The organism is Nonomuraea sp. NPDC049784 (assembly GCF_040659615.1).
In the GTDB taxonomy this organism is placed as follows: Bacteria; Actinomycetota; Actinomycetes; order Streptosporangiales; family Streptosporangiaceae; genus Nonomuraea.
Window position 1 is genome coordinate 1 of sequence record NZ_JBFAMX010000218.1, and the last position, 15,944, is coordinate 15,944.

The 15,944-nt window shown below is 66.4% G+C and carries 13 protein-coding genes and 2 pseudogenes; 10 read left to right on the forward strand and 5 right to left on the reverse strand.

Going from position 1 to position 15,944, the window contains the following annotated elements; translation table 11 throughout:
* The first annotated feature begins 831 nt into the window (after window positions 1-831).
* Entirely contained in the window at window positions 832-1,809 is a 978-nt protein-coding gene (locus tag AB0J09_RS33745; protein ID WP_360699683.1) for a nucleotide kinase domain-containing protein, read from the forward strand.
* Window positions 1,810-1,827: 18 nt separating this feature from the next.
* Here AB0J09_RS33745 and AB0J09_RS33750 read toward each other — a convergent pair whose 3' ends face one another.
* The 4 genes from AB0J09_RS33750 to AB0J09_RS33765 all read right to left on the reverse strand — a co-directional run bounded on the left by AB0J09_RS33750 (window position 1,828) and on the right by AB0J09_RS33765 (window position 4,265).
* The gene (locus AB0J09_RS33750) at window positions 1,828-2,625 is read right to left on the reverse strand and encodes a hypothetical protein (protein ID WP_360699686.1); all 798 of its coding nucleotides are present in this window, start codon (window positions 2,623-2,625) and stop codon (window positions 1,828-1,830) included.
* Window positions 2,626-2,701: 76 nt separating this feature from the next.
* Complete coding sequence (locus AB0J09_RS33755; RefSeq protein ID WP_360699688.1) at window positions 2,702-3,610, reverse strand: ImmA/IrrE family metallo-endopeptidase; 909 nt, start codon at window positions 3,608-3,610, stop codon at window positions 2,702-2,704.
* Window positions 3,607-4,032 carry a helix-turn-helix transcriptional regulator gene (locus tag AB0J09_RS33760; RefSeq protein WP_345394060.1) on the reverse strand — a complete coding sequence of 142 codons (426 nt, stop codon included), beginning with the start codon at window positions 4,030-4,032 and terminating at the stop codon, window positions 3,607-3,609. Before AB0J09_RS33760 ends, AB0J09_RS33755 begins: the two co-directional genes overlap by 4 nt.
* Complete coding sequence (locus AB0J09_RS33765; RefSeq protein ID WP_360699690.1) at window positions 4,029-4,265, reverse strand: hypothetical protein; 237 nt, start codon at window positions 4,263-4,265, stop codon at window positions 4,029-4,031. The genes AB0J09_RS33760 and AB0J09_RS33765 overlap by 4 nt, the downstream gene beginning before the upstream one ends.
* Window positions 4,266-4,412: 147 nt before the next feature.
* Between AB0J09_RS33765 and AB0J09_RS33770 the strand changes: the two genes are divergently transcribed.
* The 3 genes from AB0J09_RS33770 to AB0J09_RS33780 all read left to right on the forward strand — a co-directional run bounded on the left by AB0J09_RS33770 (window position 4,413) and on the right by AB0J09_RS33780 (window position 6,851).
* On the forward strand, window positions 4,413-5,336 hold the full coding sequence (locus AB0J09_RS33770) for a nucleoside triphosphate pyrophosphohydrolase family protein (protein WP_360699693.1): 924 nt from the start codon (window positions 4,413-4,415) through the stop codon (window positions 5,334-5,336).
* A 27-nt stretch (window positions 5,337-5,363) separates the two neighbouring features.
* Window positions 5,364-5,969, forward strand: a complete 606-nt coding sequence (locus AB0J09_RS33775; protein ID WP_360699695.1) for a hypothetical protein — start codon at window positions 5,364-5,366, stop codon at window positions 5,967-5,969.
* Window positions 5,970-6,080: 111 nt separating this feature from the next.
* Window positions 6,081-6,851, forward strand: coding sequence for a hypothetical protein (locus AB0J09_RS33780; RefSeq protein WP_360699698.1), 771 nt, complete (start codon window positions 6,081-6,083; stop codon window positions 6,849-6,851).
* Between the two features lie 199 nt (window positions 6,852-7,050).
* Here the strand turns inward: AB0J09_RS33780 and AB0J09_RS33785 are convergent, their stop codons facing one another.
* Window positions 7,051-7,218, reverse strand: coding sequence for a hypothetical protein (locus AB0J09_RS33785; protein WP_360699700.1), 168 nt, complete (start codon window positions 7,216-7,218; stop codon window positions 7,051-7,053).
* 173 nt (window positions 7,219-7,391) lie between these two features.
* Between AB0J09_RS33785 and AB0J09_RS33790 the strand changes: the two genes are divergently transcribed.
* The 6 genes and pseudogenes from AB0J09_RS33790 to AB0J09_RS33815 all read left to right on the forward strand — a co-directional run.
* A complete protein-coding gene (locus AB0J09_RS33790; protein WP_360699703.1) occupies window positions 7,392-9,800 on the forward strand; it encodes a hypothetical protein in 2,409 nt (802 codons plus the stop codon).
* 1,012 nt (window positions 9,801-10,812) lie between these two features.
* A pseudogene (locus AB0J09_RS33795) lies at window positions 10,813-11,055 on the forward strand (site-specific integrase); the annotation flags it as partial.
* A 114-nt stretch (window positions 11,056-11,169) separates the two neighbouring features.
* Complete coding sequence (locus AB0J09_RS33800; protein WP_360699711.1) at window positions 11,170-12,045, forward strand: site-specific integrase; 876 nt, start codon at window positions 11,170-11,172, stop codon at window positions 12,043-12,045.
* Between the two features lie 203 nt (window positions 12,046-12,248).
* Window positions 12,249-14,426, forward strand: coding sequence for a tyrosine-type recombinase/integrase (locus AB0J09_RS33805; protein WP_360699706.1), 2,178 nt, complete (start codon window positions 12,249-12,251; stop codon window positions 14,424-14,426).
* Window positions 14,427-14,436: 10 nt separating this feature from the next.
* Window positions 14,437-15,033, forward strand: coding sequence for a hypothetical protein (locus AB0J09_RS33810; RefSeq protein WP_360699708.1), 597 nt, complete (start codon window positions 14,437-14,439; stop codon window positions 15,031-15,033).
* A 45-nt stretch (window positions 15,034-15,078) separates the two neighbouring features.
* A pseudogene (locus AB0J09_RS33815) lies at window positions 15,079-15,944 on the forward strand (IS21 family transposase); the annotation flags it as partial.

Genomic DNA, 15,944 nt, shown 5'->3' on the forward strand with positions numbered 1-15,944 from the left:
TACCGACAAGTCCGGCACCCGCTGGGCCTGCTGCGACGATCATCTCCCCCGCTACCTCGCCTCCCGGCCCCCGCGCTGACTCAATACCAGGGAAGCCGAGCGGGCAGCTCGGGCGGTCTCCCCGGCCGCATACAGACCTGGGAAAAGTTCAGGATTTCGTGGGGTGGCCGCGATCGCAGCGGCTGACCAGACCAACCCCAGCCCCTGATAGCGGCCCAACCGGCATCGCGAGCTCGGCCGAACACCCCGGCACGCCTTCGATGCAACATGCCTTCGAGGCCGGTCCACGTGCCTTACGTGCCTGACAAGATCGTCGCGCTCTGACCTGCGGGAATAGGCCAACAACCCAAGATAACATTGGTTTCCGTAAGAGCGCTGGCGTTGAGCCGGTTGCGGCACCCGACTCGACTAACCCGTAGCGGGACCCCGGCCGACCCTCCGGCGCGGCCCTGGATGCCGTACCTGCGGCCAGTCTTCTGACGTGGCGGCATCCGGGTTCTCGTCCAGAGCCTCTGCGGGCATGCGGCGATACGCACGGATCAAGGTGGCGATCCCTTCGGGAGAGACCTCGGCGTTGGCCACTAAGGCCGCAAGCACCTGGGAACGACTCACGTTCTCGCCAGCTGCAAGTCCGGCGGCAACAAGCCGCTCCAAACGATCATCGATGGATTGAGGCCAAGAGATCAAGGTGTTGCGGCGTTGGGTACGCCACAGCAGTTTCATCCATGTCCTTCTCTAGATCAGTATCTATACTCAATATATATTCAGTACATGGCATCGACGCTGCAAGCCCCACCCCCCTCTCGATCGGAGGGCTGTGCCCCGCCCCCTGTGGTCGAGATCGCGGGACAAACGCTGCGGCCCACGCCGGTCTTCGATACCTACTGGCGCTTCGCGGCCGCCAGGCAACAGGTGTATCTCGCGCGGTTGGGACAGGCGCCGCCCGCACGCCATGATCCCGTCTTGGCTCAGCATCGCTTCACCAATTGCTTTCGTGCCGCGGACCGGGTCAGCCAGTACCTGATCGGCCAGGTGTCCTATCGGGGAGATCAAGAGTGGCGGGAGGTGTTCTTTCGTACGATGCTGTTCAAGGTCTTCAACAAGGTCACGACCTGGCAGCTGCTCCAAGAGCACCTTGGCGAGCTGACCTGGAACGAATACGACTTCAGGGCATGGGACGGAATCTTGTCAGAGTCGTTCTCGACAGGAGAGCGGCTGTACTCTGCGGCCTACATCACTCCTCCACCGGCGCTGGGTGAGGAGCGAAAGCACAGCAACCACCTGCGGCTCATCGAGATGATGATGGCGCGCGGCGCGCCGGCCCGTGTGCAGGAGGCCGCTTCCATGCGCGAGGCCTATGAGGTGTTGCTGGGCTTCCCGGCTCTCGGTCCGTTCCTGGCCTACCAGTACCTGATCGATTTGAACTACTCAGCCCAGCTGTCCTTCTCCGAGATGGACTTCGTCGTTCCCGGGCCGGGGGCCCGTGACGGTATCCGCAAGTGTTTCGGGTCTGCAGCCGATGGCATCGAGGCTGACGTGATCCGCTACATGGCCGACACGCAGCAGGAACACTTCGACCGTCTGGGGCTTCGCTTTGCCGGGCTGCGAGGCCGCCCGCTGCAGCTGATCGATTGCCAGAACTTGTTCTGCGAGGTCGACAAGTACGCCCGGGTGGCGCATCCCGACATCGCCGGAATCAGCGGGCGCAGTCGTATCAAACAGCTGTATCGGCCAGATCCAGCCCCTCTGACCGCGTGGTTCCCGCCCAAGTGGGGGGTCAACACGGCGGCAGAACCTAGCCTGGTGTGAGGCCGCCGCCGGTCCTCATCAGGCGGGGATCTGCATCTGGTGCTGGATCACCGGGCGGATGACGGTGAGGTGTTTCTCGATTTGGGCGTGCCCGGCGACGACCGTGACGCTGCCCGGACGTACCTGCGCCTGCTGGGCAAGGTAGGCCAGCAGGCGCCCGAGGCCTAGGTAGTTACCGTAGGCGCGGTCCACCATGTAGTGGCTGCGGTAGTGCGCCACCGCGTGCAGGGTCTGGCCCCGCTCGAGCTGGAAGGAGCAGTGACTCAGGCACGGGAAGCCGCGGTAGCCGTTGTCCGTGCCGGCGACGTGAACGGGCGTCGACCAGGTCTGCGCCTCGGGCTGGAGGTCGTCGGGGTGGGCGATGTCCATCTCGTAGGCGGCGCTCATCGGCCCGGGCAGCGCGGCCTGGACACGAATGCGGGTGACCATGGTGGTCAGCTGGTCGACCTGGCCGCGCTCACCGGGGTAGGCGACGATGCGGCCGAAGTAGGTGCCGCCCTTGTTCTTCCCGTCCAGGCGCTTGAGCCGCGGGTACATGTCCCGGTACCGGCGCGTGAGTTCGGCGGGGGAGGAGCAGACGGCCGCCAGCCTGGCGGGGAAGATGGTGTTGGCGACGGTTTCGATCGGGTCGTACCCGTACTCCTCGCGCACCTGGTCGAAGTGGGCCCGCACCTGGGGATCCTCGGCGGCGGCGTCGGCGATGCGGACCACGGTGTGGAATCCGTCCCGGCGCTGGTTGGTGGCCACGTCCAGTGCCTGGCAGGCGGCGGCCCAGGCCAGGGAGGTGTTCTTCTCGGCGATGGTGAAGGTGTGCATCGCTGCTCCTGCAATCGGTGAATCGAAGCGGTACGCGAAGAGCCTGGGGAGCCGGGAGCCGGGAGCCGGGAGCCGGTCAGGCCGGCCAGAGCTTCTGGGAGCCGGCTCGTGGCGCTTGCCGCTCCACGGTGACCTGAAGCAGGTCATCGCTATCTGCTATCTGGACGGTTATCTCGGCGGTCCCGGTGAAGGCGTCGGTGACTTCTGCGGCGGCCGCGAGCGCGGACTCCTCCGCGAACAGTTGCCCCTGCCCTCTGCCTGCGGGAAGCAGACCTTCAGGCAGGGTGCCGAAGCAGGCGCCGGGGCTGCGCAGCGTGATCAGGTCTCCTGCGTCGACCCGGACGGTGGCTTGGTGCGCGCCGGGGGCGACCACGTGGACATGTGCTTTGCCGTGGACCGGCCTGTCGGCCAGCATGGCCTTGAGTGTGGCGGGCTTGGCCTTCAACCACAGGGTCTTCTGCTCGCGGGTCAGCATGCGCAGCCGGTGCAGGTGATGCACCGTGCCCGCATAGGAGGTTCCCAGCCAGCGGGCCATCTGATAGGCGTGCACAGGGAGCCGGGGGCAGGGCACTCCGATTCGGTCGAGCGCTGCGCGCACGGACGGCCGGGGCATGAGGAACCAGGCCGCGAACGCCTCGGCGATCTTCTCCTCGTCGGGCCACGTGCCGTCTCCCCAGCGGGTGGCACGGTCCAGTTCCTGGTCGTATGCGGAGCAGTGACCCAGCCGGTGGTGGCCCAGCTCATGCGCTGCCGTGTGACGTTGGGCGACGATGTCCAGGTTCTCGTTGAGCAGGACCGCGGGCCCATTGTCCTGGGGCGAGACGTACACCCCGAACAGGCGCGCCATGGGCCGTGCCATGCCGATCACGCCGGCCCGGCGGAGCGCGGCGTACACGTCGACGTACTGGAGGCGGTCGACGCCCAGATCGCGGTGTGCCTGGACAGCGGCCATCGAGGCGACCCGGTGGGCGACGTCCCAGTTCACTCCGCCCGCCCTGAGGGCACCGCGTCCTCATCGTCGTGCTCATGCTCTGCTTCCTGCTCCTGGGCGCGCCGGTACTTCAGATACTCGGCGAAGCTGAGGACCTCCTCCCAGTCTCCGTCGGTCAGACCGACCAGGGCGCGCGGGAGCCCGGCCAGGGCGTGCTCGCCGAGATCAGCGTCCTCCTCCTTGGCCAGGAAGTAGGACACGGGGCGGGTGTAGAGGCGGGCGAGCTTCTTCAGCTCCAGGCTGTCCACGCGCCGGGCAGCGCGCTCGATGTCGCTGATGGCAGAGCGCGGGATCCCGGTCATGTCGCTCACGTATTGCTGAGACATACCCAGGTAGTCGCGGGTGTGGCGCAAACGTTCCGCGAGCAGTTCCCCCTCGGGGTCGCGGCCGCGGGAGTCGGGAGAAGCAGGGGTCATGATGGGTGTGTCTCCTTGATGGTCTTGAGGACGGTGCCGGCGAAGGTGTACACCGACCGGGTGGAGCGGGCAGCCTCTGCGTCGGCGCGAACGGCGATGCCGTAGCGCGCCTCGACCCGGGTCAAGATCTCCACGACGAGGATCGAGTCGACGGGCAACTCCTGACCGGCTGATTCCAGTTCCATGCGCAGCTCGCCGGGATCGCGGTCCTGAAGAAGCGCCAGGAACTCCACGACCACGGCAACGATGTCCTCCAGGGACGGCTCGATCGTGTTCAGGAGACTCTCCCGTTCGTCGGATTTTCCGGCAGCACTGTTCTAGCATACGACAGACCGTCGGCTGAGCCGACCGCGATGCCGGACTATCCGACAGGAGGATCGATGGATTTCGCCCGCTATCAACAAGCAGCGATCAAAACGCTCCAGCCCGCAACCCCCGAGACCGACCCCGTGCTCGTTCCCCTTCTCGGCCTGGTCGGCGAGGTTGGATCTTTGGCCACCGCCTACAAGAAGCACCTACGCGACGGGCCCGGGCTGATCTCCGGTAAGCAGTATCTGCGTGAAGAGCTCGGCGACGTCCTGTGGTACGTCGCCGCTCTCGCACACCGCTTCGACCTCGATCTGGAAGACGTCGCCGCCGCCAGCCTCGTCAAAATCAAGGACCGGTGGCTCCCCACCCCGAAGACCGACCGCACCCTCTTCGACGACACCTTCCCCGAGCGCGAGCAACTGCCGCGCCGCGCCACCCTCACCTTCGCGCTGCGGCGCGAAGATGAAGGTCGCATCGTCGCGCTCCTGACCCGCGACGGCGCCTCCTGCGGAGACCCCCTCACCAACGCCTCCTACATCGACGACGACTACCGCTTCCACGACGTCTTCCACCTGGCCCACGCCGCCGTCCTGGGCTGGTCCCCCGTCACGCGCTTCCTGCTCGGCTGCAAGCGCAAGAGCGACCCCATGATCGACGAGGCCGAGGACGGCGGCCGCGCCATCGCCATCGAAGAGGGCATCTCCGCGCTCGTGTTCTCCTACGCCGCCCGGCATGGCTATTTCGAGAACGTGCACCACATCGACCACGAACTGCTCAAGACCATCGCCGCCATGACCTCCCACCTTGAGGTGAGCGTCCTACGTGCCGCAGACTGGGAACGGGCGATTCTGACCGGGTACGCCACCTGGCGGCAGCTCCGCGAGAACGGGGAGGCATTCTTCACCTGGATCTTGACCAGCAGACGCTCACCTTCGAGACATCAAATCAGTGCACCGTGTGATCGGCTCCGCCTGGAGCGGCTCGTTCGGTCCTGACGAGCAGAACCTCGTGGAAGGTGCACAGTGGCAGACCGGAAACTGCACCTGCGGCCCGGCTCGCTGGTGGTGTTAGAGGGGCTGGACCGCGCCGGAAAAACCACGCAACGGCAGAAACTTGCCAACCTTGACTGGGCTGCCCCCACTCCCTTGTTCACCCACATGCCCTCCGGCCTGACAGGTGTCACGGAACAAATCTACGCCCTGACGGAAACCACCGAGATCACATCAGCCCTAACGCGTCAACTCCTTCACCTCGCCTGCCACGCGGAGAACATCACTGCACTTACTGAGGCCCGCCGGGAACGCGGCATAGTACTTGACAGATGGTGGTGGTCTACCGTGGCCTATGGCTGGTACGGCGCCGACCTCCGCGACCTCGGCGTGGACGAGCAGGCGTTCTTCGGGCTGATCAGCTCTGTTTGGATAGATCTGCCGGCCGACTTGATATTTTTGTTCGCCTCCCCTTTTGAAGATGATGAGCAAAACCGTGATCAGGTTCTTCGGGGCTACGCGGAACTCGCACGTCAGCATGCTTCCATGACGATCGAGGTACCTGTAAATGATGAACAGGCCACGAGCGCGTTCCTCATCGAACAATTGATCTCACGGAGGCTCGTGAGCCGCGATTGAGCTGGCCGGTCATCTGACGTGCTCAACATGACCACAAGCTCGGCGAGCAATAATAGAAACCTGCATCGGAGCTATCAGGTCCCGGACCACGAATCATGACCGAGGAGCCCCATGAACCCATGGGATATCAAGAAGGGCGTCGCCTGGGGACCGGGCGCCATCGATCGAGCTTGGTTTGGGCGCGGGGTCCTGGATGGCCTCGCGGAGGAGCTACAGAGGCATTACCACGCTAACAGCGGCCGCCGGATCCCGGCAGCTCTGGGCTGTGTTCCATGGTTCGACAACGCCACCATCGGGCAACTGCTGGCCGACATGCAGTGCTGCATCATCGTGGATAAGCCCGCCCCTGACGAACCCTTCAGCGAGACGGTGCAGAAGCTACAGGCAGAGGGAGATGGACTGCCGACCAACGCGCTCAGTGCACTGGCGGATCTCATGCCCTTAACCGACGGTCGCCCCGCTATTGTCGGCCCATCTGACAAGATGAGCGTGATGGTTGGCCCGGTACGACTTGCTGGCTATGGAGGACACCGAAGGCAGGGCCCGCTGCTTCACGCGAAGATGATCGTGTTGGGATTCCTTTGGGACGACGATGAATTCTTCATGGGCGATGTCTTCGTGCCTGAGTCAGTGTGGCTCGGCAGCGCTAACTGGACCAATGCCTCCTCCAGCGGCCATTTAGAGTTTGGCACCTTCTCCACGGATCGCGCCCTAGTTCGTGGAGCATACGATTTTCTGGCGGACTTGTTATCTGTCAGCGAGCCCTTCGATTCAAAGGCACGTCGGCCAACTCCCGATATGGCGCCGGTTGAGTACGACGACGAGGCGTTCGGGAATGCTGCGCGCGCCATGTGGGGGCACCTGTCAGAGGAGCCTGACTAACCAGCCGCGACGACTTCCCGCCGCAGATCGCGGGTCTCGCGGCGGGGAAGATCTCGGTTGGCGGAGCGGCGGCATGCCAGCGGCTGACCGGCTGAAAGGCCAAAACGCAGACCCGCTGACCCGAGCGGACGACCAGTGACATGCCAGGGGCCGCAAGGGCCGGCCTGCGTGTGCTGGGCTTCATATCGACCTGGGCGAATCAGCGGTGGGTAATCCACCAGACAATCGCCGAGACCGTGGTGGTGCCCACCGCGTACCCCAGCCCGCGCACGGCGGCGAACAGGGCAAGGCGGGCCAGGTGCCGAAGACGGCGGCGGGCGGAGCGGCCGGAGTCGGCGGGCGCAGTGCGGCGGGCGGGAACGGTCATCAGGACCCTCCAACGGGACGTGGGTGATGACCTGAAGCATTCCGGCCGTCGCCGTTCGGTTCCAAGCCAGAACTCCGGAAGGATCGGCCCCGTAGTTCGCAGACCAGGTCGCGCCGGGCACCGTCATCATGGAAGGTGAAGGAAACCGAACGGCGGCGAAGGGTCCCGAAGGGATGAACGCGATCGATCCCACACAGATCGGCACCCGCCAGGAGCTGACAAGCCAGCTGAACGCGCTGTTCGACCGGGGCGCCTGGAGTGTGCAGCGCCTAGCCGAGCAGGCGGGGCTGAGCACGGCCACCGTCCACGGCATCCTGCGCCGCGGCGTGCTACCCCAGCCCGGCACCCTGACGGAACTGGTGAAGGCCTGCGATCAAGACCCCACCCCCTGGCTAGAGGCGCGCGGCCGGGCGGCCCGCACTGACCGCACCGCCGCCGGGCAGCCCGCGGCCGGTCCGGGCGGGCTGATCCCGCTGACGCAGATCGATCCGCGCCGGCTGGGCGTGCACGCCCCGATCGATGCTCCCGGCGCCGTCGGCGACCTGCCGTCCTACGTCGACCGCGACGCCGACGAGGGCCCGCGCGGAGTGCGGGCCCTGATCGGCCGGGCCGCGCAGCGGGGCGGGCTGGTCGTGCTGGTGGGCGGCTCCTGCGTGGGCAAGACCCGCTGCGCCTATGAGGGGCTGCGGGCGGTGGTGCCGGACCGGTGGCTGCTACACCCCGCCGATACCGCTCAGATCCGGCGGGCCGCCGAGACCGGACCTGAGCACCTGGTGGTGTGGCTGGATGAGCTGCACTGCTATCTGGACGACTCCGACCCGCTGACCGCCGCTACCGTCCGTACCCTGCTGGACCGGGCAGCCATCGTGATCGGCACGATGTGGCCCCATGACTACCACACCTACCTGCGGCTGCCCGGCTCGCCGCAGCCCGCCGCGGGGGCGGGCGCCCGGGACGTGATGCGCCTGGCCGAGGTGGTGCATCTGGATGGCGCATTGTCGACCGCCGAGCAGGAACGCGCTCGCGCCGTGGCCGCGGCCGGCGACCGGCGTATCGCGCTCGCACTGCGCGCCAGCTGCGACAACCTCTTTCAGGTGATCGCCGCTGCCCCGCAGCTGCTGGCCCGCGCACGCGGAGCCGACGCCTACGCCGCCGCAATCCTGCACGCCGCGGTCGACGCCACCCGGCTGGGCGTGCGCAGCCCGCTCAGCCCCCACCTGCTTCGCCAGGCCGCACCGGGCTATTGCGACGCACGCCAGCGCGCGCAGGCCCCGGACAACTGGTTCGAGGCGGCCCTGGCTTATCTGAAGGAGAAGCTCGACGGCGCGGCCGCCGTCTTGGCGCCAGCCGCACCGCCGCGCGTCATGGGTCGTCCGGCGGGCTACGTGCTGGCCGAGTACCTCCGGCAGCATCTGGGCGAGCAGCGCCGCCGCATCGTAGTCCCCGCCAGCACCTGGGACGCCCTGGCGGAACACGTCACCAATGCTGATGACAAGATGCGCACATGCGCGGCGGCTTCGGACCGGTTGCTGGATGACTACGTGCTTCGCGCCCTGCCGACCGAGCACTCCGGCGTGGTGGTCGACACGTATGTCGCCGCGAGGCTGGCCTCCCTGCTGGAAGCGCACGACCGCGCCGACGATGCCACAGCTCTCCTGCGCCCTTATGCAGCTTTCGAAGACGCTGTCGCGGTGCTCCTAGCTCAGTTGCTGGCCAGGCACGGGCGAGAAGCCGACCTGCACGCCCTGGCCGATGCCAACCATGCCGTCGCGCGGTGGCTGGCCGAATGGCTGACCGGACAAGGACGAGACCAGGAACTCCGCGCTCGGATCGACGCGGGTGACGCCGCTGCCGCCGCGTGGCTGGCCCGGCTCGACATCGATCGGCTCGCCCATCGCGGACGGGAGAACGAGGCCCTCGCCCTTCTACGTCCCCGGGCTGACGCTGGCGATAGCGAAGCCAGGCGTCATCTGATCTCGGTGATGGTCCAAGCCGACCGCGCCGAAGAGGCTATCGCTTTCCTGCGCGACCGGGCCGACGCCGGCGACACTGGTGCTGCCACGGAGCTGGATTATCTTCTCGCTGATCATGGCCACGAGGCCGAGCTACGCGCTCGCGCCGATGCCGGCAGCAGATCCGCTGGCCTTGCCCTGGCTCGGCGGCTGACCGCACAGGGCCAGGAGGACGACGCTCTTGCGGTTCTGCGCCCTCTCGCTGACGCGGATGGGTACGGCCCAGCGATGGTGCTCGCCGAGTTGCTGGCCAAGTGCGGCTACGAGACGGAACTCCGCTTGCGCGGCGATCCGCCCGCCTTCATGTACCTGGCTAAACTCCTACGTGAGCAGGGGCGGGCGGACGAATTGCGGGCGGGCGCCGACAGTGGCGACTCTCATTGCGCCCGTGAACTGGTCGGCTTGCTCGCTGACCAGGGGCAATCCAGAGAACTACGCGCCCGTGTGGACTGGGGTGACCCTCTGGCCGCCCCCCTGCTGATCAAGGCGCTGAAGCGGGCGGGCTTGGTGGAAGAGGCTGACCGGGTCCGCCGTTACGGGTTGCCACTGCCGGATGACCGGGACGCTTGACGGAGACGATGCGGCATCCGGGCGGCACTCACCACGTCAGTAGGCTGCCCGCGTACACCCACCAGCACTGAGCCAGGTACACGTAACTGTACACAGCGTGACGGACGCCACAAGTCCGGCGTTCTGGCACCCTGGCCGGCGAGCCGCTGATCAAGTCAGCACCTCATCGTCATCCTCCAGCGGCAGCCCGAATCGCTGGATGCGTTCCGCCGTCTCCTCCTGCCCTTCGTCATGAGCAAAGCGACCAGCTGGTTTCGTTCGTGAGAGCCGACCGCGGTTGCTCGTCTGGTGTGACCGCGGCTCTGTTGCGGTGAAGTCGTTGTTCGTGAGTTTCGACCGCACCGTGTGGCTTACGGTGAGATGCTGGATGCGCTTCGTAGTCGAGGAGCGTCCTCATGCCCCCTTCGAAGGTCGAGCTGTACGCCGCGATCCGCCGAGATGCCCGCGCGGGGATGTCGGGCCGTGCGATAGAGCGGAAGTACCGTGTGGGCCGGCGGACGATCGTCAAGGCGCTGTCGTCGGCGTGGCCTGAGCCGCGGAAGAAGTTGCCGCCTCGGGGCTCGAAGCTGGACCCGTTCAAGCCTGCCATCGAGGAGATGTTGCGGGCGGACCTGGACGCGCCGCGCAAGCAGCGGCACACCATCACGCGGATCTATCACCGGCTGATCGACGAGCACGGGATGTCGGATGTGTCCTATCCCGTGGTCCGGGCCTATGTCGCGGAGCGCAAGCCGCAGATCAGGGCGGAGGCGGGCCGTGCTCCCACTGAGGCGTTCGTGCCGCAGTCGCACCGGCCGGGGGCCGAGGCGGAGGTCGACTTCGGTGAGGTCGTGGTGCGGCTGGCCGGAGAAGATGTCAGGTGTTTCTTGTTCTGCTTCCGGCTGTCGTTCTCGGGCAAGGCGGTGCATCGACCTATTGACCGCACTAACTTCGGTTTCTGGCTCGATCACGGGTCACAGCAGGGGCTGGTACGGCAGGCTTCCTCCTCATCGATCGTGAGGATGAGGTCTTTATGGAGCCTGAAGAGACGCAGGTCCAGCGCGATGTGGCGTCGCTCATCGTGCCCAGGATCGGCGCTGTCCGTCCTACCGACGACCTGGCCCTGCCGTGGAGCGTGGTCGGTGAAGCTGGCGAGCCCATCGATGCCGTCAACGACTTCCTTCGTGACTTGCTGGCGTGTGGCAACAGCACGTCGTCATGCCGTTCCTATGGATATGACCTGTTGCGTTGGTTCCGCTTTCTGGCCGCGATCGATATCGACTGGCAGCGGGCGCAACGAGCCGAGGTCCGAGATTTCGTCCTGTGGCTGAGGACTACGCATAATCCGGCCCGAGATCGACACCGACCTGGCGGGCCTGCTCCAGGCTCAGTGAACGCCCGCACCGGCAAGGCCTATCTGCGTGCCCAATACGCGCCGGCGACCATCAACCACGCCCTGTCGGTGGTCCGCAGCTTCTATGACCACCACCGGCAAAGCGGTCGAGGGCCGATCGTCTCGCCCGTGCCGCCTCAATCGCGCCATGGCCAACGGACCAATGCCCATCACAATCCCCAGGAGCCCTTTCAACTGCATCGTCGCGGCCCCTACCGGCAGAAACAGCCCCAGTTGCAGCCCCGGGCAGTGCCCGATGACGTGCTGGACGATCTGTTCGCACGGCTGGATTGCAATCGCGATCGCGCCTTATTCCACATGTTCCTCACCAGCGGAGCGCGGGCGAGCGAACTCCTGGGCATGACCGTCGGCGATATCCGGCCAGGTGATGGGCGGATCTTCGTGCAGACCAAGGGACTGGGCGGCGCCAAGCAAGCCTGCCCGGCCTCGCCGGAGGCGTTCGCCTGGGTGGCCCTCTATCTCGGCGAACTGGCCGCCCAGGGGCACCGCCCCGGACCAGGTGACGCACTGTGGTGGACCCGTCGTCGCCCACTACGGCAGCTGACCTACACCGCGCTGCGCGCCCTGCTCAACCGCATCAATCAGAGGATCAGAACGAACGTCACCATCCACGACCTGCGGCACACGCTCTGCCTGCGCTTGGTTGCCGACCCCAACATCACCCTGGTCGACGCCCAACAGGTGATGCGGCACGCCAACATCACCACGACTGGCCTCTACCTGCGCCCCCAGCCGGACGAGGTGATCGCCAAGGTGCACGAGCACTACGTCCGACCCAAGCCCGAACCGCAGCCCTTGACCGGGTGGGACTATGACCCTGACGACCTGGCCGACGTCTTCGGGCAGAGCTGATGGCCGCCCGTCATGGACGCGTTGGGCGCACTCCGGCCAGCCGGCGCGATCCCAACCTCCTCACCCCACCAGCGCCGACTGACGAGCCGGCCGCTTTCCGCCCGATTGCCCGGGAGAAGGCCTCTCGGCAGGAACTCCTTCACCTCGCCCTCGACGAACTCGGCGAGACGATTCCTCGCGAACGATGGCGCCGAGGCGAAGCGATGACCATCGTCTTGGACTGGCTGGAGACCTTTCCTGGGGAGACCTGGCACGAGCGCTGGCAGCTCAGCGGATCCGACGCTGTCGGCCGCTCGTGGGGCCCAGCTGACCTCACACCCCGATGGCGAAATCGGATCACCACCGGGCTTGGCTTAATGATCGCGCTGCGCGCGATCCGGCCCTCCTACACCTGGATGTTCAGCAGCCGCCTGCTGGGCGTCTATGGCACCTACCGACGGCTCAACCACGCCGACTGCTTCACCGAGCTGAGCGAACGCGCCCAACGCAGACGATTCTTCGATCACGAGATCGAGGCCTTGAACGTGTTGACGCGCATGGCCATCGCCACCGGCAAAAGCCCGCTGGAGCTGGACCTGGATGACTTCACCGCCTACACCACGGCACGCAAAGCCGCCGACCGGAAGATATCCTGCGTCCCGTTCGCCTACGAACTCCTGCGGGAGATCGGCGGCTTGGCCGACGCCCCCTCCACCTGGCGGCAACTCCAGGCCCGCGGACAGCTCACCGTCGCCGAGATGGTGGACCGCTACGCACTGCGGTGTCGTCCCGTTCGCGACGTCATCGTCCACTACCTCATCGAACGTTCCGCCGTGCTCGACTACGGCTCGCTGGACAACCAGGCACACATGCTGGCAAACGTGTTCTGGGCCGACCTCGAACGCCACCACCCCGGCATCGCTTCGCTGTTCCTGCCTGATGAGGTGGCACACGCCTGGAAACAGCGCGTCCGCCTGCTTCCCGACGGTCGTCCACGCCGCAACTTCCACGCCGCCCTACTCGCCGTCCGCTCGTTCTATCTCGATCTCCTCCAATGGTCCCTGGAGGACCCCGGCCGCTGGGCAGAGTGGGCCGCGCCCTGCCCGATCAGTGAGAACGACATCCGCGGCTACATCAAGGAAAACCGGCAACGTCGGGCCCGAATGGCCGAACGGACACGGGCGCTGGCACCCGTCCTGCCCCGGCTGGTGCGCTCCTGCGAGCAGCATCTGGACGCCACGACTCGGATGCTCGACATCGCCCGCGCGACGGCACCGGGTGAGGAGTTCGTCTTCGAGCAGGCCCGCTATCTGCGGATTGGCCCTCGCCGACCAGGGCTTGCATCACCGGTCCGCCTCCTGGCTCAACCCCTGGACGAGCCTGGCCCGCGCTTCGACGTCAAGGTTGCCGAAGACGTCGCCTTCTGGACCTGGGCGGCCATCGAAGTCTTGCGTCGCACCGGAGTACGTATCGAAGAGCTCCTGGAACTGACCCACCTGAGTCTGCGTCAATACCAAGCCCCCACAGGCGAGATGATCCCGCTGCTGCAGATCAGCCCGTCCAAAACCGACATCGAACGTGTCATTCCCGCAGACCCCGAGATGGTGGCCGTGCTCGCGCGCATCATCCGCCGCATCAAGGGAGCAGACGGTCGAGTGCCGGTGCTGTCGCGCTACGACACCCATGAGCGGGTCTTCGGCCCACCGCTGCCTCACCTCTTCCAGAGGATCTGGCAAGGCCGACTCCAAGCCATCTCAGCGAACATGATCCGAGAGCTCCTCAATACGGCCGCCGCGCGCGCGGGCATTGTTGACGTGGACGGCACGCCGCTGCGCTTCACCCCGCACGACTTCCGGCGGGTCTTCTCCACCGAAGCCGTCACCAGTGGCCTGCCGATTCACATCGCGGCCAAGCTTCTTGGACACCTCGACCTGAACACAACTCAGGGTTACGTCGCCGTCTATCCCGCCGAGGTAATCCGCCACTATCGGCAGTTTGTCGCCGAACGGCGCAGCCAGCGACCGAGCGAGGAATATCGCGAGCCCACCGACGCCGAGTGGACCGAATTCCGAGACCACTTCAGCCTGCGTAAAGTCGCGCTCGGCACCTGCCACCGCCCCTACGGCACGCCGTGCCAGCATGAACACGCTTGTGTCCGCTGCCCGATGCTGCGACTGGATCTGGCCCAAGTTCCCCGCCTGCTGCAAATCGAAGACAACACCCGTGAACGCCTCGCCGAAGCCCGCCAGATGAACTGGCTCGGCGAAGTCGCCGCCCTCGAAGAGAGCCTGCGACACATCGCCGACAAGAAACGCCAAGCCGACGGACTCCGAGAGCACACCAGTCGTGACGAGTCGAATGGCACGGACTGGGTGAGTCTGCGCCCGTCGGCGGCCCCGTAGTTTTGGACTCGTGAAACTGACAACGGAGCAAGTCGGCGGTCTCAATGTGGCGTTGAACGAAGCGGCCTGGCTTGGAATCGAGGTCGACGTCGAGGGAATGCAAGCCACGGTCCTATTGGACGTGCTGACTCTCCCCGCTGAAGGCCCCGCTTCTAACGAGACGAAGGTCGCCTTGCTTCTCGATGGAGTCAGCCGGGTTGCCGCGTCGCTGCGGAATGGGCGGTGGAACGACGCTAAAGCGACCGTCGAGGTGTTGTCCCTACCCGGTCTTGATACCGCGGTTCGAGACTTTGGCGGCAACCCGATCTACGGCTGGGAGTTCATCAACCCGCCAGAGGAGAGCTGGGCCGGTTGGCGTGAGCAACTCAGCCTCGACGCCAACCTGTCCGAAGATCCCGCACCCCATGTTCTGGAGCTCTTCCAAGAGAGCGGCAGCGGCAGCCCGCGCCACCTAGATCTACGCGTGTGGTTTCGCGAACTTCGCGTGCGTCGCGGCGCTCGTGAGGAGATGCCCATGCAGGAGTTCATCGATGGCGGTGTCCGCTGGTGGGACGGGCTACATGCTGGTGATCCACGAACCACCGGTAAGGGCATCTTCCCCGGCTGATTAGTGCGGAGAAGGGTCTCGCTGTCGGGCGGGCAGGAGGCCTTCTTCGAGGGCCACGAGCATGCGTTTCGCGTGCTGGGCGGGGTGCCGACCGGAAAGGTCCGTTACGACAACTTGAAGTCGGCGGTTGCCTCGGTGCTGGGGTTCAGCCGGGCCCGGGTGGAGACCGACCGGTGGACTGCGTTCCGCTCCCATTATGACCTGGATGCCTTCTACTGCCAGCCGGGCATTGCGGGGGCTCATGAGAAGGGCGGGGTGGAGGGGCAGATCGGCTGGTTCCGCCGCAATCACCTGGTCCCAGTGCCGGAGGTGCCGTCGGTGGAGGCACTGAACGCGATGATCGACCAGTGGGACGCCGCCGATGAGGCCCGCCGGATCGGGAGCCGAGCGCGGACCGTCGGGGAGTTCTTCGCGATCGAGAGGCCGCTGCTGAAGCCGCTGCCGGCCGAGCCGTTTGAGACTGGCCGCTGGTTCACCCCGCGGGTCGACCGGTTCGCCCAGGTCACGGTCCGCACCAACCGGTACTCGGTGCCGGTGCGGCTGATCGGCCGCCGGGTCCGGGTGCTGCTGCACGCTTCGGATCTGGTCGTCTATGACGGGCACACCGAGGTCGCGCGGCACGAGCGGCTGCCCGGCAAGTCCAGTGCCCGGCTGGACCTGGACCACTACCTGGAGGCGCTGGTCCGCAAGCCGGGCGCGCTGCCTGGGTCGACCGCCCTGGAGCAGGCCCGCGCCGCGGGCAAGTTCACTCCGGTGCACGACGCCTGGTGGGCCGCGGCGCGGAAGGCGCACGGCGATGCCGCTGGAACGCGGGCGCTGGTCGAGATTCTGCTACTGCACCGGCACATGGACGGCGAGCACGTCGTCGCCGGGCTGGCAGCCGCGCTGCGGGCCGGGGCACTGACCGCGGA